This window comes from Serratia proteamaculans, from assembly GCF_946227095.1.
In the GTDB taxonomy this organism is placed as follows: domain Bacteria; phylum Pseudomonadota; class Gammaproteobacteria; order Enterobacterales; family Enterobacteriaceae; genus Serratia; species Serratia proteamaculans_E.
In genome coordinates this window covers 48,931-72,524 of the sequence record NZ_CAMISV010000016.1, presented here as the reverse complement: position 1 = coordinate 72,524, position 23,594 = coordinate 48,931, and the positions used below count along the sequence as shown (strand labels likewise).

General features: G+C 53.9%; 24 protein-coding genes. 12 read left to right on the top strand and 12 right to left on the bottom strand.

What is annotated here, in order from left to right; translation table 11 throughout:
* The first annotated feature begins 87 nt into the window (after positions 1 to 87).
* From OC597_RS23650 to waaB, 3 genes are read left to right on the top strand one after another with little or no spacing between them, the layout of a single operon-like run.
* Positions 88 to 1,050, top strand: a complete 963-nt coding sequence (locus tag OC597_RS23650; RefSeq protein ID WP_261260275.1) for a polysaccharide deacetylase family protein — start codon at positions 88 to 90, stop codon at positions 1,048 to 1,050.
* 4 nt (positions 1,051 to 1,054) lie between these two features.
* Complete coding sequence (locus OC597_RS23645; protein WP_261260274.1) at positions 1,055 to 2,143, top strand: glycosyltransferase family 9 protein; 1,089 nt, start codon at positions 1,055 to 1,057, stop codon at positions 2,141 to 2,143.
* Positions 2,144 to 2,171: 28 nt separating this feature from the next.
* Positions 2,172 to 3,254 carry a lipopolysaccharide 1,6-galactosyltransferase gene (gene waaB, locus OC597_RS23640; RefSeq protein WP_262210704.1) on the top strand — a complete coding sequence of 361 codons (1,083 nt, stop codon included), beginning with the start codon at positions 2,172 to 2,174 and terminating at the stop codon, positions 3,252 to 3,254.
* A 36-nt stretch (positions 3,255 to 3,290) separates the two neighbouring features.
* Here the strand turns inward: waaB and OC597_RS23635 are convergent, their stop codons facing one another.
* From OC597_RS23635 to rfaD, 5 genes are read right to left on the bottom strand one after another with little or no spacing between them, the layout of a single operon-like run.
* Positions 3,291 to 4,508 (bottom strand): O-antigen ligase family protein, encoded by a 1,218-nt coding sequence (locus OC597_RS23635; RefSeq protein WP_261260272.1) that lies wholly within the window; start codon positions 4,506 to 4,508, stop codon positions 3,291 to 3,293.
* Complete coding sequence (locus OC597_RS23630) at positions 4,496 to 5,419, bottom strand: glycosyltransferase family 2 protein (protein ID WP_262210701.1); 924 nt, start codon at positions 5,417 to 5,419, stop codon at positions 4,496 to 4,498. Before OC597_RS23630 ends, OC597_RS23635 begins: the two co-directional genes overlap by 13 nt.
* A gap of 1 nt (position 5,420) precedes the next feature.
* Entirely contained in the window at positions 5,421 to 6,404 is a 984-nt protein-coding gene (gene rfaC / locus OC597_RS23625) for a lipopolysaccharide heptosyltransferase RfaC (protein ID WP_261260270.1), read from the bottom strand.
* A gap of 2 nt (positions 6,405 to 6,406) precedes the next feature.
* Positions 6,407 to 7,453, bottom strand: coding sequence for an ADP-heptose--LPS heptosyltransferase RfaF (gene rfaF, locus OC597_RS23620; RefSeq protein WP_261286014.1), 1,047 nt, complete (start codon positions 7,451 to 7,453; stop codon positions 6,407 to 6,409).
* A 23-nt stretch (positions 7,454 to 7,476) separates the two neighbouring features.
* A complete protein-coding gene (gene rfaD / locus OC597_RS23615; RefSeq protein WP_262210700.1) occupies positions 7,477 to 8,406 on the bottom strand; it encodes an ADP-glyceromanno-heptose 6-epimerase in 930 nt (309 codons plus the stop codon).
* Between the two features lie 240 nt (positions 8,407 to 8,646).
* Between rfaD and kbl the strand changes: the two genes are divergently transcribed.
* Both kbl and tdh read left to right on the top strand, forming a co-directional pair.
* The gene (gene kbl / locus OC597_RS23610) at positions 8,647 to 9,843 is read left to right on the top strand and encodes a glycine C-acetyltransferase (protein WP_261260267.1); all 1,197 of its coding nucleotides are present in this window, start codon (positions 8,647 to 8,649) and stop codon (positions 9,841 to 9,843) included.
* Between the two features lie 9 nt (positions 9,844 to 9,852).
* Positions 9,853 to 10,878, top strand: coding sequence for an L-threonine 3-dehydrogenase (gene tdh / locus OC597_RS23605; RefSeq protein WP_099063893.1), 1,026 nt, complete (start codon positions 9,853 to 9,855; stop codon positions 10,876 to 10,878).
* A gap of 34 nt (positions 10,879 to 10,912) precedes the next feature.
* Here the strand turns inward: tdh and OC597_RS23600 are convergent, their stop codons facing one another.
* Genes OC597_RS23600 through gpmM form a run of 3 tightly spaced genes read right to left on the bottom strand, consistent with a single transcriptional unit; the run spans position 10,913 to position 14,769 of the window.
* A complete protein-coding gene (locus OC597_RS23600) occupies positions 10,913 to 11,878 on the bottom strand; it encodes a divergent polysaccharide deacetylase family protein (RefSeq protein ID WP_262210698.1) in 966 nt (321 codons plus the stop codon).
* Positions 11,879 to 11,880: 2 nt separating this feature from the next.
* The gene (envC, locus tag OC597_RS23595) at positions 11,881 to 13,215 is read right to left on the bottom strand and encodes a murein hydrolase activator EnvC (RefSeq protein WP_261260265.1); all 1,335 of its coding nucleotides are present in this window, start codon (positions 13,213 to 13,215) and stop codon (positions 11,881 to 11,883) included.
* A 9-nt stretch (positions 13,216 to 13,224) separates the two neighbouring features.
* Positions 13,225 to 14,769, bottom strand: coding sequence for a 2,3-bisphosphoglycerate-independent phosphoglycerate mutase (gene gpmM / locus OC597_RS23590; RefSeq protein ID WP_261260264.1), 1,545 nt, complete (start codon positions 14,767 to 14,769; stop codon positions 13,225 to 13,227).
* Positions 14,770 to 15,069: 300 nt separating this feature from the next.
* Between gpmM and OC597_RS23585 the strand changes: the two genes are divergently transcribed.
* The 5 genes from OC597_RS23585 to cysE all read left to right on the top strand — a co-directional run bounded on the left by OC597_RS23585 (position 15,070) and on the right by cysE (position 18,384).
* On the top strand, positions 15,070 to 15,504 hold the full coding sequence (locus OC597_RS23585; RefSeq protein ID WP_085120037.1) for a rhodanese-like domain-containing protein: 435 nt from the start codon (positions 15,070 to 15,072) through the stop codon (positions 15,502 to 15,504).
* A 28-nt stretch (positions 15,505 to 15,532) separates the two neighbouring features.
* Positions 15,533 to 15,781 (top strand): glutaredoxin 3, encoded by a 249-nt coding sequence (grxC, locus tag OC597_RS23580; protein WP_012147490.1) that lies wholly within the window; start codon positions 15,533 to 15,535, stop codon positions 15,779 to 15,781.
* A 59-nt stretch (positions 15,782 to 15,840) separates the two neighbouring features.
* On the top strand, positions 15,841 to 16,311 hold the full coding sequence (gene secB, locus OC597_RS23575; protein ID WP_012147489.1) for a protein-export chaperone SecB: 471 nt from the start codon (positions 15,841 to 15,843) through the stop codon (positions 16,309 to 16,311).
* Positions 16,311 to 17,330: an NAD(P)H-dependent glycerol-3-phosphate dehydrogenase gene (gene gpsA / locus OC597_RS23570; RefSeq protein WP_262210696.1), complete on the top strand. Its 1,020-nt coding sequence runs from the start codon at positions 16,311 to 16,313 to the stop codon at positions 17,328 to 17,330. The genes secB and gpsA overlap by 1 nt, the downstream gene beginning before the upstream one ends.
* A gap of 232 nt (positions 17,331 to 17,562) precedes the next feature.
* Entirely contained in the window at positions 17,563 to 18,384 is an 822-nt protein-coding gene (gene cysE / locus OC597_RS23565; RefSeq protein WP_262210694.1) for a serine O-acetyltransferase, read from the top strand.
* A gap of 66 nt (positions 18,385 to 18,450) precedes the next feature.
* Here the strand turns inward: cysE and OC597_RS23560 are convergent, their stop codons facing one another.
* The 4 genes from OC597_RS23560 to cpxR all read right to left on the bottom strand — a co-directional run bounded on the left by OC597_RS23560 (position 18,451) and on the right by cpxR (position 21,880).
* Positions 18,451 to 19,122 carry a DUF3313 domain-containing protein gene (locus OC597_RS23560; RefSeq protein WP_261260263.1) on the bottom strand — a complete coding sequence of 224 codons (672 nt, stop codon included), beginning with the start codon at positions 19,120 to 19,122 and terminating at the stop codon, positions 18,451 to 18,453.
* 152 nt (positions 19,123 to 19,274) lie between these two features.
* A complete protein-coding gene (gene trmL / locus OC597_RS23555) occupies positions 19,275 to 19,748 on the bottom strand; it encodes a tRNA (uridine(34)/cytosine(34)/5-carboxymethylaminomethyluridine(34)-2'-O)-methyltransferase TrmL (protein ID WP_112349235.1) in 474 nt (157 codons plus the stop codon).
* A gap of 63 nt (positions 19,749 to 19,811) precedes the next feature.
* Positions 19,812 to 21,185, bottom strand: coding sequence for an envelope stress sensor histidine kinase CpxA (cpxA, locus tag OC597_RS23550; protein ID WP_261260261.1), 1,374 nt, complete (start codon positions 21,183 to 21,185; stop codon positions 19,812 to 19,814).
* Positions 21,182 to 21,880 (bottom strand): envelope stress response regulator transcription factor CpxR, encoded by a 699-nt coding sequence (gene cpxR, locus OC597_RS23545; protein WP_004953234.1) that lies wholly within the window; start codon positions 21,878 to 21,880, stop codon positions 21,182 to 21,184. Before cpxR ends, cpxA begins: the two co-directional genes overlap by 4 nt.
* 149 nt (positions 21,881 to 22,029) lie before the next feature.
* Between cpxR and cpxP the strand changes: the two genes are divergently transcribed.
* Together cpxP and fieF are read left to right on the top strand one after the other, a co-directional pair.
* Positions 22,030 to 22,524 carry a cell-envelope stress modulator CpxP gene (gene cpxP / locus OC597_RS23540; protein ID WP_261260260.1) on the top strand — a complete coding sequence of 165 codons (495 nt, stop codon included), beginning with the start codon at positions 22,030 to 22,032 and terminating at the stop codon, positions 22,522 to 22,524.
* Positions 22,525 to 22,640: 116 nt separating this feature from the next.
* Complete coding sequence (fieF, locus tag OC597_RS23535; protein ID WP_261260259.1) at positions 22,641 to 23,543, top strand: CDF family cation-efflux transporter FieF; 903 nt, start codon at positions 22,641 to 22,643, stop codon at positions 23,541 to 23,543.
* The last annotated feature ends 51 nt before the right edge of the window (positions 23,544 to 23,594 follow it).

Here is a 23,594-nt window from a genome sequence, read left to right as displayed (position 1 = left end):
TTGTCCAAACCAGGCAGCAAAGTCGTTTGCCCTGGCGAAACGCCCTGCGTAACATAATGCATTCTATTGATATCAGGCTCGATATTTATGACTAAACCGGCGTTTCTCATCACCATTGATACCGAAGGCGACAATTTGTGGCAAAACCACGATCGCATTTCGACCGAAAATACGCGCTTTTTGCCGCGCTTTCAGGCGCTGTGTGAGAAATATGGCTTTAAGCCGGTGTACCTCACCAACTATGAAATGGCGGTGGATGCCGAATATGTCGAGTTTGCCCGTGATGTGATAGCCCGCGGTACCGGCGAAGTGGGGATGCACCTGCATGCCTGGAACAGCCCGCCGCTGACGCCATTAACTGACGACGACTGGCGACATAAACCCTATCTGATCGAATACCCGGCCGATCAAATTCGCGCCAAGGTCGATCATATGACCAAATTGCTGGAAGACAGCTTCCAGACCAAGATGCTCAGCCATCGCGCCGGGCGCTGGGCGTTTAATGAATACTATGCGGCCTTGTTGCTGGAATATGGCTATCAGGTGGATTGCTCGGTGACGCCACGCGTTAACTGGCAATACTCACCGGGCAACCCACAGGGCAACGGCGGCACCGACTATCGCCATTTCCCTTCGCAGGCCTATTTTATCGATCCGGAAAATATCGCCAGGGCGGGTTCCTCATCGCTGTTGGAAGTGCCGATGAGTATCCAGTATAAGCATTCCGCGCTGATGAATACGCTAAAGCAGGGTTACGATAGTCTGCGTGGCAAACAGCGCTCACCGTCGGTTAACTGGTTGCGACCAAGCGGCGGTAATGTGGACAAAATGAAGTTGGTGGCTGAGCGCTGTCTGGCTCAGGGGCATGACTACGTGGAATTTATGCTGCATTCCTCCGAGTTTATGCCTGGCGGTAGCCCGACCTTTAAAACGCAGCAGGATATTGAAGTGTTGTACCGTGACCTGGAGCAGCTTTTTGCCTGGCTGCAGCCGCGCACGGTGGGTATGACGCTGGCCGAGTATTATCAGAACAAGAGTCTTCCTGAGTAGCGCTATGAAAATCAAAAAACTGAAATATGCCCATTGGTTTTTGACTGTTTACAATTTTCTTTTCGGAAATATCAAACCAAAATCGACGCTGCGGCCCGATCATGAGTTCAAGCGTATCGTGGTGTATTCTACGACGGCATTGGGTGATTTTATGTTCAACACCCCCGCTATGCGAGCCCTGCGGAGGCGTTACCCTGATGCTCATATCACCTTGATAGCCGGCACGATAAATTATGGCATGGTTAAAGATTACGCCTGCTTTGATGATGTGATTTTCTGGGATAATAAATTCAGAGAGATGCGCCGGGCCGTTGCCGAGATCAAAAAAAGAAAGCCTGAACTGGCCGTCATCTTACATGCCCACCTGCCTTACGACATTATTAGTGCAGCGCTTGCCGGTTGTCAGTATATCCTCCGTGATAATTATCTGACTCTGCCAAAAGGTATAGATTCCTGGGTACACAACTGCTCACTGAATTTTACCGGGCATCTGATACAGCGCAAACTGGACCTGATGAAATTCATCGGTGGGGATACCACCGATGTAGAGATGGAGATCCCTTGCCAATTCGAAAAATTGCTACGGCAGCCCGGGCATATCCGGATAGGGTTCAATATGGGGGCCTCCAGCCCTGAACGTTGCTGGCCGGTGGCTTATTTCTCTGAATTAGCCACCAGGCTAATTAGCCAGCATAAGAATGTTGAAGTGGTGATTATCGGTTCTCCGGCGGATAGTCTTCTGGAAAGTAAGTTTATGGCGGCTGTCGAGCCTGAAGTGCAGTCTCAAATTACCAGCTATGTGGGAAAAACATCTTTACCGCAACTGCTTGGAGTGATCGATTCTCTGGATGTGTTAGTGACGGGGGATACGGGCCCATTACATCTGGCCGTCGCGCTAAAGGTGCCAACGCTCAGTCTGTTTGTGACGGCCAAACCGCGGTTTACTGGCCCCTATCAAAATCGAGAGCTACATCAGGTGATCGATCTGTCAGACGACTATGATGGGTCTGCTGAAACGCCGCTGGCAATTATTCCCGTCACACGTGTTTATACCATGCTGGAAAATATGGGTATAATTTCAGCTTCGCAATGATCTCTGTGTAAATATCGATAAGGTCCGAATGAACATTATCATAGCCGGCTACTCACTCGGTGGTTACGGTGGAATGGAAACCGTCTGCAAAAGGTTGGTGAAGCTTATTGCTGAAAACCAACCCGAGACGAACGTGAAGTTCATCTTCTTCAATGAAAAAAAAGAGGCGAACGAAGACTGGTATGCGGGGATGGATGCCATAACGGTCTCCTCTTCGGTCCACAATACCAAGTTAAGGCGGTTGCACTTTGCTTTTTCACTGTCGTGTTTCTTGCGCAAGAACAAACCGGACCTGATCATCTCGCTAGATACTCTCTCTTGTTATATTGCCAATAGGGCAAGAAAATTCACCTTTGGTAAATACCCGATCGTTTCCTGGCTGCATTTCTCACTTTACGACCTTTATAAATATACCTATATCCTGAAGGCCGATGCTCATCTGGTTATCAGCAACGGCATTAATCGTCAGGTTCAAGAATTGGGTGTGGAAGAGGACGATGTTTATACGATATTTAATCCAGTGGGGAAGACGGAAGAGACTATTGCCTTCAGCAGCTCGCCGGCCAATTTTATTTATATTGGGCGCATTATTTTTGAAGGACAAAAGAGACTGAAGGACCTGCTGGACTCTCTGGTCGGGCTACGGGGAGAGTGGCAATTACACGTGGTTGGCAGTGGTGATGATAGGGTTCGGTGCCAACAATATGCTGAGACGTTAGGCATCAGCGCCCGCGTGATATGGCATGGCTGGCAGGCGCAACCCTGGCCGTACGTGAAAGACAATATAGGTAATTTGAAGGCGTTAGTGCTCACCTCCGCGTTTGAAGGTTTACCCATGACGCTGCTTGAAGCAATGGCTCACGGGGTTTTCTGTGTCAGTTCAAATTGCCCAACAGGGCCGGCGGATGTGATTAATGATTGCAATGGCCGCTTGTATGACGTGGGTGATATCACACAACTCACGGCTACTCTGCAGGCGTTGATCGACGGGCGTATCACCGTTGATCAGGCGAAGATTAAGAGCTCTATTGCCAGGTTCTATGACGAAAGTTACTACCGTGACTTTGCCCACGCCATACAGCATATTCTGGCAAAGCAGGCTGAGAAGTAAAGAGACCGACGCTGGCAGGCAGCGTCGGTAGATGCCCTATTTGGCGAGCGGTTCCAACGTTTTTTTGGCAAACAACGCAATACAGACCATAAAGAACAGCAGTGATTCTGAGCTGATTAGCAGGACGTCAGACAAGCCGTAAACAATCATGCAGCAGCCAATCATCAATAACGGCGTGTTCTTTTGCCTTACTGCCAGAGTGAGGGTATAGGCGTAGAAGAAAAGTACGGTTAACAGGCCAACAATCCCTTGCAATGAGGCGGCTTCGAGCAGCTCATCATGCAGATGTGAGTCGATGTAAACCATCGCGGTTTTATTCTTCGGATCATGAGTAATGATCTCTGCCGCCTGCGCATGGCGTGCTTCAACCGTATTACCATAGGGATGTTGAGAGAATATACTTAAACCGACGCTCCATAATGAGAAGCGTGATCCTAACGAGGAGAAATCATCACCCTGCTGGTAAAGTGTGATTTCCGTACTGGTTTGTTCAATCTTGGGTTTGATGTACTTTTCGTAAGATGCCGTTATGCCTAATCCGATCAAAACCAGGGCGATCAGCAAAGATTTGAGGTGGATTTTACGATAATGGAACAGCACCATCAGCATAATCAGTATCGGGTGCGAAAGTATCGCCGCACGAGTTCCTGTCATGGTAATAATCAGAAATGAAATAATGAACACTGCCGCAGATGCAAGAGCGTAGTAGACGGAAACATGCTTGGTCTTTATTAGCAGATAAATTAGCAGAATCGATAATGCGGAGTAAATATAGGCCGCAATGGTGGCGCGATTGGTACTCATGGCGATGCGGTCAATGCCGTGGTAGATCTGATAAAGGCCATAAGCGGTAGAAAGTAAAAATGCCAGCACGAAAGTTGCCAATAGGTATCGGCGATAATTTAAGCTGAGCAGATAGGGTGAAAATTGCGTGATATAGAAGATGAGGATGCCGCTAACAACCAGTTTTTTTCCTGCATCCAACTGTGTTGCACCTAGCCCATAATCTGGGGCATGACGATACAAGAACAATGTCCAGACAACTTTAACCAATCCAATCAATATGATGGCGTAGGAAATATCCATTTTTGGCAAACGAATATTTTTTCTTTCGAAGAAAAGACCAAACATCGCCACATAAAAGGAAAAGTAAAAAAACTCACGTTGCTTCGCAGTTATGAGCAATGCGAATACGATGGATAACATAGCCAGTGTGAGGCTGGTAAGGTATAGTTTTTTTCCTATTTTTTCCATAATGACTCTGCGGCTTTTCTTTTATAGCTTAATCGTATAGATGGGTTTAGAAAGAAACCGATCCTGTGGGTGTCGCGTATTTTTTTATCGAGAATATCCAACTGTTCCGGTGAGGTGATCCACTGCTTTTGTTTTAGTTGAATATCCAGCCAGTGACACAAAACCAGATCGTGAAACTTATCACCGAAGATCACATCCATTCTTTCAGTACAAACAAAAAGATTGTGCACTTTTTCTGCGGAGGGGGAGTTGGACAAACTGGCGCTACGCTTTATATACAGGTAATGGCTCTCTCGCGAGAAAACGATTGTTTTAGATTGAGTTAACAAATTTGGGAAGACATAAAAATCTTCGTAACAGTTAAAGGCCGGTATCGGTGACGCCTGTAACAGAGGGCGCTTGATAAACTGCCCGATAAGGTGCGCCTGGAAATCTTTATGATTCAAAAAACGAACGATAGCCTCATCGACGGACAACGGTTCCGGTTGTAACCCTTTCCAGGTTTTATCTACCGCAGCAAGATCATGCACTTCATGCAATTTGGTTAGCAGCAGATCGGGACTATTGGTCTCAAGAAAGGCGATAACTTCTTGAAGAGACTCTCTTTTGAGCAGGTCATCACTGTCGAGCATGGTGATGTAATCGCCATTACTGTTAGCGATAGCGAAGTTGCGTACTTTGCCAATATTTTTGAATTCGACGCGGAAATAGCTGGCCTGCGGTATGGCATGGGTGAAATCCGTCAGAAGAGCGGCGGTATCATCCGTGGAGGCATCGTTAACCAGAATGATTTCACATTTTGCGATGGAGTCACCCAATGCCTCGAGCAGGCTACGCAGGGTGTCCTTAAGGTAATTGCCGCTGTTGTGTGCAGCAATGATAATGCTGAGCAATATTTTCTGTGCAGGCATGTTATGCGCCGTCCTGCTTGATTAGAAGAGGGCTTAGCAGCGACATCACGTTGTCTGCGCTGATATCCGCCATTTTATTACCTGTCTGGGGGCGGCAGGCAAACTGATTCTGACCATAACCGCCGATCAACCCTGGATCGGTGGGGCCGAACAATGTGATATTCGGTCTGTCGAGCGCGGCGGTCAGGTGGCTGAGGCCGGTATCAACCGAGACCACGGCTTTCGCACCCGCCAGGACTTCGGCCACCTGTTGCAGGCTGAGTTTGGGTAAAACCTCAACCTGTGGGAAGCCTTCCGCCAAACGCAGTGCGCGCTGACGTTCGTGCTCTGCGCCCCACGGCAGCTTAATCTTCAATCCGCTCGCTGTAGTCAACGCAATCAGGTCGCGCCAGTGATCTTCCGGCCAGTGTTTTTCGTCGCGGGTCGTGGCGTGCAAAAACACCAGATACTGCCCGGCATCGGCCGGCAGATGGCTGAGAAAACGGGCCGCAATGGCGTAATCACCGTAGCTGTCCGGCTTGTCATAACCCAAACTTTTGGCGAACAGTTCACGTGTGCGTTCTACGGCATGTTGCTTTTTATCGATATCATGGCGGTGGTTATAAAACCAACTGGCGAAAGGCTCGCGGGCGCTTTTGCTGTCCTGGCCATGCTTGTTGCCTTTGGCGATGCGGGTGATCAACGCGGCGCTTTTGATTAGCCCCTGCGCATCGATCACTACATCATAGTCGCGTTCCTGCACCACACGTTTAAAGTCGCAGCGTTGCTGGCGGGTTTCGCTACCAAACCAGTTCTTGCGCCAACGGCGGATCGCCACCGGGATCACGCGGTCTACTGCCGGGTGCCAAGTGGGAATTTGGCTGAAACCTTCCTCGACTACCCAATCGAAGCGAATGCCGGGGATCGCCCGCATCGCGTCGGTTAACGCCGGCAGCGTATGGAGCACATCTCCCATGGAGGAAGTTTTAACAATCAACACCTGCATGCTTATTCCTCGCTGGCGGCAAGTAACGGCGTCAGCGCGTCCAACACCTGCTGGGGCTGAATATCGATCAGGCTCTGATGGTATCCCTGATCGGCATCGCCTTTGCGTATCTTATGGTAACCGCTGATTAGGCGGATCACTTTGGCTTTGTTGGACAGCGGCGGTGTGAAGTCAGGGCTGCTTGGGCCGTACAAGGCGATCAGCGGCTTGTTCAATGCCGCAGCGACGTGCATCAGGCCGGAATCGTTACTGACCACGGCTGAACAGGAAGCCAGCAGGATCACCGCTTGCTCAAGCTGGGTTTCCCCGGCCAGATTCATGCAGAAGCTGCGGGAATCATCATCCAGCGCGGCCCGGATCTGTTCGCCCGCTTCATTATCTTTGGCTGAACCAAACAGGGCGATTTGATAACCCTGGTCAATCAGCTTTTGTGCCAGCGCGGCATAGTGGTAGTGCGGCCAGCGTTTGGCCGGGCCAAATTCTGCGCCTGGGCAAAAACCGATAATGGGTCGGTGATCGGTCAGATTGAAGGCGGCGGTGGTTTCGGCAATTTCTTCGTCGCTGACCTGCAGTTGCGGCCATAACAGAGGCTGTGGCAGGTCTTCGGCGCGTTGAATGCGTTGCTTGTCGTAGGCAAGGGCTACGTAACGCTGCACCATCAGTGGAAAGGCGGCCTTGTCCAGCAGGCGAATATCATTCAGCAGACCATAGCGCATTTCACCTCGCCAGCCGGTGCGTTGCGGCACCTTGGCAAAGAAGGGCACCAGCGCGGATTTGAATGAGTTCGGCAGCACATAGGCGCGATCGTAGCCGTTGGCTCGCAGGGCATGCCCCAGTCGCCGACGTTCACCGAGCGCCAGCGCACCGTGGCCCAATGGCATAGACAGTGCCTGATTGACTTCTGGCATACGCGCCAGTAATGGACGGCACCAGGCCGGTGCCATCACATCAATTTCTGCCGTCGGGTGCTCGGCCTTCAGGGTGCGGTAGAGACTTTGCGACATCATCATATCGCCAACCCAAGAAGGGCCGATAACCAGTATTTTCATACCCTACGTCAAATCCCTTCAGCTTAAGCGGTGCGGTTCAACCAGGCCATGTACTCTTTCACGCCCTCGGCGACCGTTTTAAACGGTGCGTCATAGCCGGCGGCGCGCAGCTTGGTCAGATCGGCCTGGGTGAATGCCTGGTAGCGGCCTTTCAGCTTTTCCGGGAACGGGATGTTTTCTACCGCACCTTTCTGGTGGAAGTCGACCACGGCATCGGCTACCGCCTGGAAGGTTTCCGCACGGCCGGTACCGCAGTTGAAAATGCCGGACTCGCCGCTTTTCAAGAACCACAGGTTGACTGCCGCCACGTCGCCGACGTAGATGAAGTCACGTTTGAAGTCCTGGCTGCCGTCGAACAGTTTTGGGCTTTCGCCGCGGTTGATCTGACCGTTCAGGTGGAACGCCACGCTGGCCATACCGCCTTTGTGACCTTCACGCGGGCCGTAAACGTTGAAGTAACGGAAGCCGCAAATTTGTGAATCTGCCTGCGGAAGGATTTCGCGTACATACTGATCGAACAGGAATTTTGAGTAGCCGTAGACGTTCAGTGGCTCTTCAAATTGGCGCTCTTCGATAAATTCTTCACGGCCGCCGTAGGTGGCTGCGGATGAGGCATACAGGAACGGAATTTCGCGATCCAGGCAGTAGTGCAACAGGTCTTTGGAGTACTGATAGTTATTGTCCATCATGTACTTGCCGTCCCACTCGGTGGTGGAAGAGCAGGCACCCTCATGGAAGATCGCGTCGATTTCACCCAGATCGTCACCGGCGATGATGTTGGCGATGAAATCTTCTTTATCGATATAGTCGGCGATGTCGAGATCGACTAGGTTGGCGAATTTGGTGCCGTCTTTCAGGTTATCTACCACCAGGATATCGCGATACCCTGTGTCATTCAGCGCTTTAATGATATTGCTGCCGATCATGCCGGCGCCGCCAGTGACGATAATCATTGGGTTACCCCTGTTATTCTGCCCGGTGGGACACAGTGCCCCACGCTCAATGCTGCTTATAATAGCATTTCATGTCGTCGCAAACATCGGACGGGCTCTGAATATCCCGCGATGTCGAGCTCCGCAGCACTTTGCCGTGATATCTGCTGCAATTTTCATATTCTCTCCCGCAGATTCTCGTCAGTTTGGTTACAAATCAGTAAAATATGTTGAAAACAGACCAATCCTGGAGATAACCGAATGTCCGCGTCTTTTTATCAGCAGTTGGAACAACAACTTGAGACCACCCGTAGTGAAGGGTTGTTCAAAGAAGAACGCATCATTATCAGCGCTCAGCAGGCAGATATTGCCGTTGCTGATGGCCGCCATGTGATCAACTTCTGTGCCAACAACTATCTTGGCCTGGCCAACCACCCGGCGATGATCGCGGCGGCCAAGGCCGGTATGGACAGCCACGGTTTCGGCATGGCGTCGGTGCGCTTTATTTGTGGCACCCAGGACAGCCATAAACAGCTGGAACAAAAGCTGGCCGATTTCCTGGGGATGGAAGACGCCATCCTGTACTCCTCCTGCTTCGACGCTAACGGCGGGTTATTCGAAACGCTGCTGGGCCCGGAAGATGCGATTATCTCCGATGCGTTGAACCATGCTTCGATCATTGACGGCGTTCGTCTGTGCAAGGCGAAACGTTACCGCTATGCCAACAACAATATGACCGAACTGGCTGCTCAATTGGAGCAGGCCAAGGCCGACGGTGCGCGCCACATTATGATCGCCACCGACGGCGTATTCTCAATGGACGGCGTGATTGCCAACCTGAAAGGGGTATGCGACCTGGCTGACCAATATCAGGCGCTGGTGATGGTGGATGATTCCCACGCGGTCGGTTTTGTCGGCGCTAATGGGCGTGGCACCCATGAGTATTGCGAAGTGATGGGCCGCGTCGACATCATTACCGGTACTCTGGGCAAGGCGCTGGGTGGGGCTTCCGGTGGTTATACCGCCGCAAAAAAAGAAGTGGTGGAGTGGCTGCGTCAGCGTTCGCGCCCTTATCTGTTCTCCAACTCACTGGCACCGGCGATTGTCGCCGCCTCGATTAAAGTACTGGAACTGCTGGAGCAAGGGGATGCATTGCGCGATCGCCTGTGGGCCAATGCGAGCCTGTTCCGTGAAAAAATGACCGCGGCGGGCTTTACACTGGCCGGGGCCGATCACGCCATCATCCCGGTGATGTTGGGTGAAGCAAAACTGGCGCAGGAATTCGCCAATGCGTTGCTCAAGGAAGGCATCTATGTGACAGGTTTCTTCTATCCGGTGGTGCCGAAAGGCCAGGCGCGCATCCGCACCCAGATGTCCGCCGATCACACCCCGGAGCAAATTGAACGTGCAATTGCGGCGTTCATTCGTATCGGTAAAGATCTTGGCGTTATTGCATAAGGTAAAACCATGAAAGCATTGTCAAAACTGAAAGCGGAAGAAGGGATTTGGATGACCGATGTGCCTCAGCCGGAGCTGGGCCATAACGACATCATGATTAAAATCCGTAAAACTGCGATCTGCGGTACCGATGTTCATATCTATAACTGGGATGAATGGTCACAGAAAACCATCCCGGTCCCTATGGTGGTGGGTCACGAATATGTGGGTGAAGTGGTTGCCATCGGTCAGGAAGTCAAAGGCTTCAGCGTGGGCGACCGCGTTTCCGGTGAAGGCCATATTACCTGCGGCCATTGCCGTAACTGCCGTGGTGGCCGTACGCACCTGTGCCGCAACACCACCGGCGTAGGCGTGAACCGTCCAGGCTCCTTTGCTGAATATCTGGTGATCCCGGCGTTTAACGCCTTCAAGATCCCGGATAACATTTCCGATGAACTGGCATCTATCTTCGACCCGTTCGGCAATGCGGTGCACACCGCGCTGTCGTTTGATCTGGTTGGCGAAGACGTGCTGGTTTCCGGTGCCGGGCCGATCGGCATCATGGCGGCGGCAGTGTGTAAGCACGTTGGGGCTCGCCATGTAGTGATCACTGACGTTAACGAATACCGTCTGGATCTGGCGCGCAAAATGGGCGTGACCCGTGCGGTAAACGTCAGCAAAGAAAACCTGACTGACGTGATGGCCGAACTGGGCATGACCGAAGGGTTTGACGTCGGGCTGGAAATGTCCGGTGCACCACCGGCGTTCCGTTCGTTGCTCAACGCGATGAACCACGGCGGACGCATTGCCATGCTGGGTATTCCGCCGTCGGATATGTCGATTGACTGGAATCAGGTGATCTTCAAGGGGCTGTTTATCAAAGGGATTTATGGCCGAGAAATGTTTGAGACCTGGTATAAGATGGCCGCGTTGATCCAGTCAGGTCTGGATCTGACACCTATCATCACCCACCGTTTCTCCGTTGACCAGTTCCAGCAGGGCTTTGACGCCATGCGCTCCGGCCAGTCCGGCAAAGTGATTCTGAGCTGGGATTAAGCGTAAAAAAGGGCCGGAAATTCCGGCCCTTTTTTTATGTTTTGGGTTTGTCTGGCGTTGAGTCTGTCCAGCGTTGCCACTGGCGTTTGATAAAGGTGACGGCTGGTGACTGCGTCACGCTTTCACCGATCACGCTTATGGCCTTGCCGGCGTTGACTTTTTCCTTCGGCAACTTGACCTTACACTGTTTGATACCGCCGGTGAACGGGTTCTTCGGCTGTGGTTTCGGCGGTTTGACCTGTGGTGGGACGTAACTGCCACCACTGCTGCTGCCCTGTGGTTCATTCAACAGTGAGCTAGGTTTCACCAGCACGATATCGGCCGGCAGCGTCGGCAGCATTTGCTGTAACACTCTTACCGTCGCCGGGCGCGGGTGACCAATGGCAATGGCGGAACCGTTGCGCCGTGCCAACTCGACCGCGCGGTTGAACTGGCGGCGGATGTCGGCTTCGTTGGCGGTATCGTCCAGGAATACCTTACGTTTGATCACCTTCACGTGCGTGCCGGTAGCCGCGCGGGTGGCCTGGCTGTTACCGATGGTCATGCTGTCGAGGAAATAGAGCTGGTAGCTGTCGAGCGCCTGCATCACTTTCTGCATGCCCGGCAGGCTGGAGGTCATGGCGCTGCCCATGTGGTTATTCATACCCACCGCATAGGGCACGTTATTGACCGCATTGCGGATAATGCGCTGGATCTCTTCGCTGCTCATCGAAGGTTGCAGCGTATCTCGCTCCAGTGGTTGCTTGCTGAGTGGTGCCATCGGCATATGGATCAGCACTTCGCGGCCCTGACTGTGGGCGCGGGTGGCCATCAAGCGGGCATGAGGGGCATTGGGCAGTACGGCGACGGAGATCGCCGTCGGCATTTGCAGCACTGCGCCTTCTTCATGCGGTCGATAACCTACGTCATCGATAACGATGGATAATTTTCCTGCCTGTGCGGCGCAAACCTGCAACAGACAGCCAATCAATACGACAGTACGGGTTTTGATATAGCGCAAATCTATCTTCCCAACCACGGCAGTGGGTTAACGGCCTGACCCTGGCGACGAATTTCGAAATAGAGCGACGGCGTTCCCTGGCCCCCGCTGGTACCCACCAAGGCGATTGGCTGACCGGCGCGCACCTGCGCCCCGACGTTGACCAGTGCACTTTGGTTGTAGCCATACAGGCTCATGTCACCCTTACCGTGTTCGATGACGACAACCAGACCATAGCCCTGCAGCCAATCGGCCAGCAATACGCGACCATCGGCGATGGCTTTCACTTCGCTGCCTTCGGAGGCCGAGATCACCATGCCTTTCCAGCGTAGCTCGCCTTGCAGCTGTTCGCCAAAACCGTGCAGAGTGCGGCCGCGTACCGGCCATATAGCCTGTCCATCTGGTCGGCCGAGACCGCCGGTACGGGCCATCAGCGAGCGGTCGGCTTCGCTTGGCTTATAGCTGGTACCGGTTTTCTTCGCCTGCTGTTCTTTGACGCGAACCTGCTCGCGTACCTTGGCGGCTTCACGCGCTTCGCGTTCCGCGCGGGCGCGGGCTTCACGTTCGGCCCGGGCGATCTTGTCGCGCATGCGGGTTTCGTTCTGGCGCAGTTCCACCAGACGCTGCTGGTCTTTTTCCAGCGAGGCTTCCAGTGCGGTCAGCGTTTTCTTACGTGCACCGCGTGCCTGCTCAAGTTTTTGTTGTTGCGTTTGTTGCTCGCCCAGCAGCGATTTCTGTTGGCCTTGCTTGGCGACCAGCGTGGTTTTTTGCTTCGCCAGTTCGGCGCGAGTTTGTTTCAGCTCTTCAATCGTTTGCTGGCGCGCTTCGTTCAGATAACCGAAGTAAGCCAAAATACGCTCGCTGCGCTGGCTCTCTTCACCGCTCAGTACCAACTGTACGGCGCTGTGCTGGCCCTGTCGGAAGGCGGCATCGAGTTGTTTGGCAAGGATTTCTTGCTGGGTAGATTGCTGCTTTTGCAGCTTGGCAATTGAGGCGTTCAGGCCGGAGATGTCTTTCCCCAACTGGCTCAATGTGCCCTGGGTGTCACGCAGCAGGCGACTGGCCTGCGCGATGGTTTTTTCTTGCTGCTTGAGCTGATCCTGCAATGAGCTGCGTTGTTGCTGCTGCTGTTTAACCGCCTTTTCTTTCTCGGCGATGCTCTGCTGGATGTCTTTGAGCTGGGATTTGTTGTCTTCCGCCGCCTGGCTGGCTAACGGCAACAACAAGACGCCAGCGTAAAATACGCTGGCGCACATGGTGGTCAACTTCCTTGGCGCGGTGCGTTCAGGCAGCGGCTGGCTGCCTGCGTTTGCGCTTCGGGTTACCCTTGATAGTGCAAAAAACGCCTTTTCCCTCATGGAGAAGGATTATTCCACGATGAACAGCGGCTTACCAGTCATCTCTTGCGGGATTTCCATTCCCATCAGCGTCAGCATGGTCGGCGCGATGTCCGAAAGCTTGCCGCCATTGACTGCGCTGGCAGGCTTGCCGATATAAATCAGCGGCACCGGCAGGCTGGTGTGAGCGGTATGCGCCTGGCCGGTGGCCGGATCGCGCATTTGTTCGGCGTTGCCGTGGTCGGCGGTGATCAGCAACTGTCCATCGACGGCCTTGACCGCTTCGACCACCTGGGCGATACAGTTATCCAGTGTTTCTACCGCTTTCACCGCCGCGTCGTAAACGCCGGTATGACCCACCATGTCGCCATTCGGGTAGTTGCAGATAATGGCGTCGTACTTGCCGCTGCCAATGGCGGTCAGCAGTTTATCGGTCAGTTCGGCGGCGCTCATTTCCGGCTGCAGATCGTAGGTAGCGACCTTCGGTGAGTTGACCAACACGCGATCCTCACCGGTGAACGGCTCTTCAACACCGCCGTTATAGAAGAAGGTGACGTGGGCGTATTTTTCGGTTTCCGAGATGCGCAGCTGGGTCTTGTCGTGCTTCATCAACCATTCACCGAAGGTATTGCTCAACGACGCCGGCGGATAGGCGCAAGGGGCTTTGATGTCGGCGGCGTACTCGGTCAGCATCACGAAATCACCAAAATGGATGACTTTGGCGCGTGGGAAACCGTCGAAATCAGCATTGACGAAGGCGCGGACGATTTGGCGTGCACGATCGGCACGGAAATTCATGAAAATCAACGCGTCGCCGTCATGCAGCTCGGCAGGGGCTTCACCGGCGGCTTGCAGCACGGTCGGTTTGACGAATTCGTCGTTTTCACCGCGCTCATAGGCGGTCTGCAGGGCGGCAACGGCGTTGTCGGCAACGAAGTCACCCTTGGCCTGGGTCAGCAGGTCGTAAGCCAGTTGCACGCGGTCCCAACGGTTGTCGCGGTCCATGGCGTAATAACGGCCAATCAGCGATGCGATACGCCCGGTGCCCAATTTGGCAAAGGCGTCGCTAAAGTGTTGCAGCGATTTTTCTGCGCTGCGTGGTGGAGTATCACGACCGTCCAGGAACGCGTGCAGGTAAACGGCTTTGGCGCCGCGCTGCGAAGCCAGCTCAATCATCGCCAGAATGTGATCTTCATGGCTGTGTACGCCGCCCGGCGACAGCAGGCCCATGATATGCACCGCTTTACCCGCCTGAACAGCCTTATCGACCGCCGCCGTCAGCGTTGGGTTGGCGAAGAAATCGCCTTCTTTAATTTCTTTATCCAGTCGCGTCAGGTCTTGATAAACGATGCGCCCGGCACCCAGATTGACGTGGCCGACTTCCGAGTTGCCCATCTGGCCGTCAGGCAGGCCAACATCCAGCCCGGACGCGGCGATCAGCGTATGTGGCTGCTGTTGCCACAGGCGGTCCATCACCGGCGTTTTGGCGTTCAGAATGGCATTGTCCTGTTGCTCCTCGCGGTGGCCGTAACCGTCCAGGATCACTAATACCATCGGCTTTTTGTTACTCGACATTGCGTTAACCTCGTTATGAACTTTATAAGTTGTGAATAGCCATTGGTCCAGGGGCAGGCTAATGGCTATTCACTCTCAAAACCGTCCGATTTTACAACGTGGCCGGTTAAAAAGAGCCCAGAGAGATCAAAGTTGCGGTGAACAAGGCCGGCTTTTAGGCTGTGGCAGCGCGAATTTCTCAGCGTAGCCCGCAGTTTCTGCAATAGCGCTTGCTTATTGGCTGTATTTGCTGCACTCGGCAGGTATACTCTGGAACCTTGAGTTATTTTTTCCCTTAACTGACGGGAGTTGTTACACCCCATGCTGCAAGAAATTATGCAATTCGTTAGCAAGCATCCCATACTGAGCCTGGCCTGGATCGCCCTGCTGGTTGCGGTGATCGTCATGACATTCAAGAGCAGTTTCTCCAAGGTGAAAGAGATCACCCGTGGTGAAGCCACCCGCCTGATTAATAAAGAAGATGCCGTTGTGGTTGATACCCGCAGCCGTGATGATTTCCGCCGAGGCCACCTGGCCAACGCCATCAACCTGACCGCCAGCGAAATCAAAAGCGGCAGTCTGGGCGAGCTGGAAAAACACAAGGCTCAGCCGATCATCGTGGTTTGTGCCAACGGCACCACCTCTCGCGAGCCGGCAGATAATCTGAGCAAAGCCGGTTTTGAAAACGTAGTTACGCTGAAAGACGGTATTGCCGGCTGGAGCGGGGAAAACCTGCCGTTAGTACGCGGTAAGTAATTCTTTAACCTATTTGAGGTGGCAATCCATGGCTAACATTGATATCTACACCAAAGCGACCTGTCCGTTCTGCCATCGCGCCAAGGCGCTGCTGAACAGCAAGGGAGCCGCGTTTAACGAAATCGCCATTGATGGTGATAATGAAAAACGCGAAGCGATGATTGCGCGCAGCGGGCGCACCACCGTGCCTCAGATTTTCATCGACGGCCAACACATTGGCGGCTGTGATGATTTATATGAACTCGATGCTCGTGGTGGTCTGGATCCGCTGCTTTAAGCGGGTGACTGCCGGTTACTGAGTGTCAATAAGGACGTTTAACCAAGGGTATTACACACATGTCAGAACAAAACAGCACCGAGATGGCTTTCCAGATCCAGCGTATTTACACCAAGGATATCTCCTTCGAAGCACCAAAGGCTCCGCAGGTTTTCCAGCAGGAATGGCAGCCAGAAGTTAAACTGGATCTAGATACCGCTTCCAGCCAGTTGGCTGACGAAGTGTATGAAGTTGTACTGCGCGTAACCGTGACTGCGTCCCTGGGCGAAGAAACTGCGTTCCTGTGTGAAGTGCAGCAGGCGGGTATCTTCTCCGTAGCGGGCATCGACGGCACGCAGCTGGCGCATTGCCTGGGTGCATACTGCCCGAACATTCTGTTCCCGTATGCGCGTGAGTGCATCACCAGCCTGGTTTCTCGCGGTACATTCCCGCAGTTGAACCTGGCACCGGTTAACTTTGACGCGCTGTTCATGAACTATTTGCAGCAGCAGTCAGAAGGCGAAGGTGCCGCACCACATCAGGATGCCTGATGAACACCGTCAATGCTTCAATGACTGTAATCGGTGCCGGCTCGTACGGCACCGCATTAGCCATTACGCTGGCGCGTAATGGCCACTCCGTGGTGCTGTGGGGCCATAACCCCGAGCAGATCCAAAAGATGCAGCACGATCGCTGCAACCAGGCATTCCTTCCCGATGTAGCTTTCCCCGACACGCTGTTGCTTGAAGCCGATCTGGCGCGTGCGCTGGCCGCCAGCCGCGATGTGCTGGTGGTGGTGCCAAGCCATGTGTTCGGCGATGTGCTGCGTCAGTTGAGGCCGCATCTGCGCCCGGATGCTCGCATTGTGTGGGCAACCAAAGGGCTGGAAGCGGAAACCGGCCGATTGTTGCAGGACGTGGCGCGTGAAGCGTTGGGCGAGGCGATTCCGCTGGCGGTGGTCTCTGGACCGACGTTCGCCAAAGAGCTGGCTGCCGGGCTGCCGACCGCGATTGCGCTGGCTTCTACCGATGCGCAGTTCGCCGAAGATTTGCAGCAGTTGCTGCACTGCGGCAAAAGTTTCCGGGTTTACAGTAACCCCGATTTTATCGGCGTGCAGCTGGGCGGGGCGGTGAAGAACGTGATTGCCATCGGTGCCGGGATGTCAGACGGTATCGGTTTTGGTGCCAATGCGCGTACTGCACTGATTACCCGTGGCCTGACGGAAATGACTCGCCTCGGCTCTGCGCTGGGGGCTGACCCATCGACCTTCATGGGCATGGCCGGATTGGGCGATCTGGTATTAACCTGCACCGATAATCAATCGCGCAACCGCCGTTTCGGTATTATGCTGGGGCAAGGTAAAGGTGTGCAGGAAGCGCAGGACAGCATCGGCCAGGTGGTCGAGGGCTATCGCAATACCAAAGAGGTCTTGGCGCTGGCGCAACGCTACGGCGTGGAAATGCCGATTACCGAACAGATTTACCAGGTGCTGTATTGCCATAAAAATGCCCGGGAAGCTGCGCTGAGCCTGCTAGGGCGTACCAGAAAAGACGAAAAACACAGCGCATAACCTATATACCCTATAGCTTTCAAGCTGCAGCTAGGCGGCCAGCTCGCTCATCCCCAGGCGCTTACTTAAGTAAGTAACTGGGGTGAGCGAGTGCAGGTAACAACGCTGCAGCTTGAAAGGTGACGGGTATAAAACCGATATGCGGGGCAGCATACTGACCCTGGCAATTGAATTGGGCTGCCTGACTGCAATGCGGTGAGGCGGCCTGTTTTGCAAGGCGGAGAGGAACCTGATGTCGTCAGAAGAGTTAGAGCAGGTCTGGAATAGCATCAAATCAGAGGCGAGAGAGCTGGCTGAGTGTGAACCGATGCTGGCTAGCTTTTATCATGCGACGTTGCTCAAGCACTACAACCTGGGTGGTGCGCTCAGCTATATTCTGGCAAACAAGTTGGCTAACCCGATTATGCCCGCCATTGCGGTGCGTGAAGTGGTGGAAGATGCCTACCTGGCCGATCAGCAAATGATCGCTTCAGCGGCACAGGACATCCTGGCGGTGCGCCTGCGCGACCCGGCAGTAGACAAATACTCAACGCCGCTGCTGTATCTGAAAGGCTTCCACGCGCTGCAGGCTTACCGTATCGGCCACTGGCTGTGGTTGCAGGGGCGCCAGGCGCTGGCGATTTATCTGCAGAACCAGATTTCGGTCGCCTTTGGTGTGGATATCCATCCGGCGGCGACCATCGGTTGCGGCATCATGCTTGACCACGCGACCGGCATTGTGATCGGTGAAACTGCGGTGGTCGAAAACAACGTATCTATTCTGCAGTCGGTCACTCTTGGTGGTACCGGCAAGACCAGCGGCGATCGCCATCCGAAGATCCGCGAGGGCGTAATGATTGGCGCCGGGGCTAAAATTCTCGGCAATATCGAAGTGGGTAAAGGCGCGAAAATTGGTGCCGGCTCGGTGGTGCTGCAATCGGTGCCGCCACATACCACGGCTGCCGGGGTGCCTGCGCGCATTGTCGGTCGACCGGAAAGCGATACGCCATCGATGGATATGGATCAGTACTTTAACGGTACCAACCACGGTTTTGAGTACGGCGACGGTATTTAAGCTGGCGGGTTGTTAAATAATAAATTCAGGGGAGCTTCAGCTCCCCTGATGCTTTCTGGCGTAGAGTTAACCTTGTTTCGGGAACGCTACGGTATCGGCGACCATTTGATCGATTGCCGCTTTGACTTGTGCTTCCGTTACCGGTGTGCTGTCGTTGCTGACGGTTTCACCGTAACTCTTGCGAACAACCTCCAACACTGTCTTGCCGGTATCTTGATCAATCAATTGCGCTTCCAGGAACAGGGTGGTGTTTTGCGTCCGGTGGCCCGTTGCGGCCATCGTACTGGCAACCACTGCGGCAACCGGCACCACCTCATAGAATTTCATGTCTTCATCTTCGGCGGATACGGCGGTGATCGCCACCTTGGCCAGCAATACGCGAGAACCCGTCGGGCTCTTAAGTACGGTTGTGCGCTCGGCTATCGCTTTTCTCATACTTTGGTCGGTGTAGTTTCTAATTTTGTCCAGTGTCTGCTGGCTCACGCGGGCCGTAGGCTTTGCCACCGGGTAATAGACTACCGGGGCAACGTATACACCCCGGTAGTTGGATTCTTTAAAGTTAGGATCGACCCAACGCAGCGTTTTATGTCCGCTTGGTGAGCTGGTTTCCTGCAGTTTGCTGTAGTCCGGCAGAAAGCCTGAGTACTGATCTGTTTTCGTTACTTTGGATGCACAACCCGCCAGCAACAGGCCCGCTGCCAATACCGCAATGGTAACGCTCAAGCGTTGTTTTTTCATACGATTTCCTATGATGAGTGCCGATAACCCTTACAAAACATAGCTCATTATCTTCTGCTACAGCGAATGTTTTCAGCGCCGGGCGTGCCATGTTTCAGAGCGACTTATCAGGATCGTGATGTACGGCTTGTTTTTACCTGTGCTGTTCTTGGTCAAGGCTTGATCAGCGCACCAGCGTAGTCCAGCTGTCGCCAGGCTTCATACACCACCACGGCTACGGCGTTAGACAGGTTCATGCTACGGCTTTGTGCCTGCATTGGGATGCGAATTTTCTGCTGTGCGGGCAGGGCCTCGAGGATCTCGGCTGGCAGCCCACGGGTTTCCGGACCGAACAGCAGGTAGTCGCCGGCCTGATAGCTGACTGCACTGTGTGCCGGGGTGCCTTTGGTGGTCAGGGCAAACAGCCGCTGCGGATTTTCGCTGGCGATAAAGGCGGCGTAATCGGCGTGACGTCGGATGCTGGCGAATTCATGATAGTCCAGCCCGGCACGGCGCAGGCGTTTGTCATCCCACGGGAAACCCATAGGTTCTATCAGGTGGAGTTGAAAACCAGTATTGGCGCACAGGCGGATGATATTGCCGGTATTAGGCGGAATTTCAGGTTCGAATAAAACAATGTTCAGCATGTAAAAAGCCCCTCATGACGAGGGGCGCAGAATAGCAAAATCTTATCGGCCTGTCTTAGGCGATCAGCGCTGATGCAAGGGTAACCACAACACCAGCCGTAAACCCCCGAGCGGACTGTCTTCCGCTTTCACCCAGCCGCGATGCTGGTTGACCGCCGCCTCTACGATCGCCAGACCCAAACCGGTGCCACCGGAGGCGCGATCGCGCGCTTCGTCGGTGCGATAGAACGGTCGGAAAATTTGTTCACGATCCTCCGTACTGACGCCAGGACCGTCGTCGTCGACCACAATAGTAATGCCCTGATTGTCGGCACTGAATGCCACGGCGATACGTGTGTTCGAATAGCGCAGGGCGTTACGTACGATGTTTTCCAGCGCGCTGTCTAATGCGCCGGCGTTGCCAAATAGCGTCCACGGACCAGGAGGGGAGGTAACCTCCAGTTGTTTGCCCATTTGTTCTGCTTCGAAGCCGGCGTCATCTAGCACATTGGCCCACAGTTCATTGGCCAGCAGCCGTTCACGTACCAACTCGCTTTTCTGCTGTCCGCGTGACAATACCAGCAGATCGTTGATCATTGAGTCCAGGCGCTGCGCCTCGGTTTCAATACGCGCCAGTTCACGGCCTTCACCGTGGCGACGGCGCATTAACGCGGTCGCCAACTGCAGACGGGTCAGCGGGGTGCGCAGTTCATGCGAGATGTCGGAGATCAGCCGTTGCTGAGCGGTCATCATGCGTTCCAGCGAGCTGACCATTTGGTTGAAACTGGCACCGGTAGCCAGAAACTCTTGCGGCCCGGCTTCGAGCTCCGGATGTTGTTTCAGGTTGCCGCGTGCTACGTCATCGGCTGCGTTTTTCAGCTTACGTGCCGGTTTTGCCAGGCTCCAGGCCAGCCACAGCAGTAATGGGGCGCTGATCAACATGGTGACGATCAGCAGCAGCAGCGGCCGGTCGAACATCAGGTTGATGAAGTCGGATTGTGGGCTATTGGCGGGACGGATCAGGTACAACTGGTAGTTGTCTTCACCATCGCGTACCGAGAACGGGCCGACCAGTTCGACGCGGCCGTATTTCTTCTTCTTCGGGTGGTCTGAATTATCAGATTGGCCAATGAAATTGCGCACCAGCTGCATTTCGTTGCGCTGCATGTTGCCAATCACCCGGCCTTCACTGGTGACCAGGAGCAGCCGCTGCCCAGGCGGGGCCCATTTTTCGATGGCGCGGAATAAGCGCCGCCACCACATCAGGTCGTTGGCCGGATCGTTTTGCAACTCGGCCTCGACATGTTGTTCCAGCATCAGCCCCTGCCGCTGCTCGCTGTCCAGCAGCGAGGTCATTTGGCGGGAGTCGAGCTTGGGCACCATCAACACCAGCATCAGCACCAGGGCTAATGTGAACCAGAAAATGGCGAAGATGCGTGCCGTCAAACTGTTGATCATGTTGCTGATACCATTAAGTAACCCCGCCCACGCAACGTTTTGAACCACGGATGGCCGTCTTTGCGGTTCGGCAGTTTACGTCGCAGGTTGGAGATATGCATGTCGATGGCACGGTCGAACGGCGTCAGGCGTTTGCCCAGCACTTCCTGGCTCAATAGTTCACGTGACACCACCTGGCCAAGATGCTGCGCCAGCAGGTACAACAGGGTAAATTCGGTGCCGGTGAGATCCAGCGTTTGGCCGTCGAAACTGGCTTCCTGGCGGCCCGGGTTGAGCTGCAAACCGTCAACGTCCAGCGTGGGTGCGCCGGTATCGACATTTTGCTGCTGCTCGCTCCAGTTGGAACGGCGCAGAATCGCACGAATACGTGCTACCAGCTCACGATCGTTAAATGGTTTTGGCAAGTAGTCATCGGCACCCAGTTCCAGGCCCAACACGCGGTCGAGTTCACTGCCGCGAGCGGTCAGCATAATAACCGGTGTCTGGTGGTGCTGACGCAGTTCTTTCAAGGTATCGATACCGTTTTTCTTCGGCATCATGATATCGAGCAACAGCAGATCGATGGAGCTGTCCAGAAGCGACAACGCCTGTTCACCATCGTAGGCCACGACGATAGTAAAGCCTTCCATTTCAAGCAGTTCTTTTAACAGCGAGGTTAGCTCGCGGTCGTCGTCAACTAACAGAATTTTATTCATTGTGTATTTTCCTCCTGACGCAAAATACGTCATCAACTGTTGGCATTCCATGACTTTACGTAGTTTTACATGCACTGACGCATGTTTGCAGGTGCAGCAGTACACTGCTCCTCGTTGATTCGCAAAGTGAGAAAGCACGAGGAGTTAAAATGCGTAAGGTGACCGCATTAGTTATGGCATCAATGCTGGCAATAGGTTCTACCGCTGCGTTCGCTGCCGACACTACATCGGAAACTGTACCGACTCCCGGAAGCGACGCGATGACCAGAGCACCCGGTCAGCACCATATGTTTGACGGTGTCAGCCTGACTGAACAGCAGCGTCAGCAAATGCGCGATTTAATGCGCCAGGCGCGCCACGATCTGCCTGGTGTCAATGTAGCTGAAATGGAAGCCATGCATAAGCTGGTGACCGCAGACAAATTTGATGAAGCCGCCGTGTATACCCAGGCGGAACAGATGGCTCAGCAACAGGTTAAGCGCCAGGTCGAAATGGCCAGAGTGCGTAACCAAATGTATAACCTGCTGACGCCACAGCAAAAAAGTGTTTTAGACCAGAAGCATCAGCAGCGCATGCAGCAGATGGAGCAACAAATTTCTGGTTTGCAGCAAACTTCTGCCCAGAAGTTAAGTATGACTGAGTAGTCCCTGTTTTTCCTTGCCATAGACACCATCCCTGTCTTCCCCCGCCATGATGGCGGGGTTTTTTTTGCCCATCATTCCGCTATATTGACCCTCTTAATGTTTAACCGGGATGGGTTATGGAACCGCAATATGCGCGACGGGTGAAATCCGCTGCGTTAGCTGCCACCGCGTTGGCCTCCATACTGTTACTGATCAAAATTGTCGCCTGGTACCACACCGGTTCGGTGAGCCTGCTGGCGGCGCTGGTGGATTCTTTGGTGGACATTGCCGCGTCGCTGACTAATCTGCTGGTGGTGCGTTATTCGCTGCAGCCGGCCGACGAGGAACACACCTTCGGGCACGGAAAGGCTGAATCGTTGGCCGCGCTGGCACAAAGCATGTTTATTTCCGGCTCGGCACTGTTTCTGTTCCTGACCGGTTTCCAGCATTTGTACTCCCCGGAAACGCTGCGCGATCCCGGTATTGGTATTGCTGTGACGGTGGTGGCCTTGTTCAGCACCATGCTCTTGGTCACATACCAGCGTTGGGTGGTAAGAAAAACCCGCAGTCAGGCGGTGCGAGCAGATATGCTGCATTATCAGTCAGATGTCATGATGAATGGTGCTATTCTTATAGCGCTTGCGCTAAGCTGGTACGGTTTTCAACGGGCGGATGCGCTGTTTGCATTGGGCATTGGCGTCTACATTCTTTATAGCGCGCTACGGATGGGCAATGAAGCGGTGCAATCGCTACTGGACAGGGCATTACCGGACGATGAACGTCAGGCGATCATTGATGTGGTTTCTTCCTGGCCAGGGGTGAAAGGCGCGCACGATCTGCGGACTCGTCAGTCCGGCCCGACGCGTTTTATCCAGTTGCATCTGGAGATGGACGATGCGCTACCGCTGATGCAGGCACATCTTTTGGCCGAGCAGGTGGAGCAGGCACTATTACATCGTTTCCCCGGGGCGGATGTCCTCATCCACCAGGATCCCTGTTCTGTGGTACCTGAGGGGCGGCAGGGACGTTGGGAGCTATAATCAATGCAGGGCCGAGAGGTTAGCTCAGCGTGCCATGGCGGTTTTTTACCG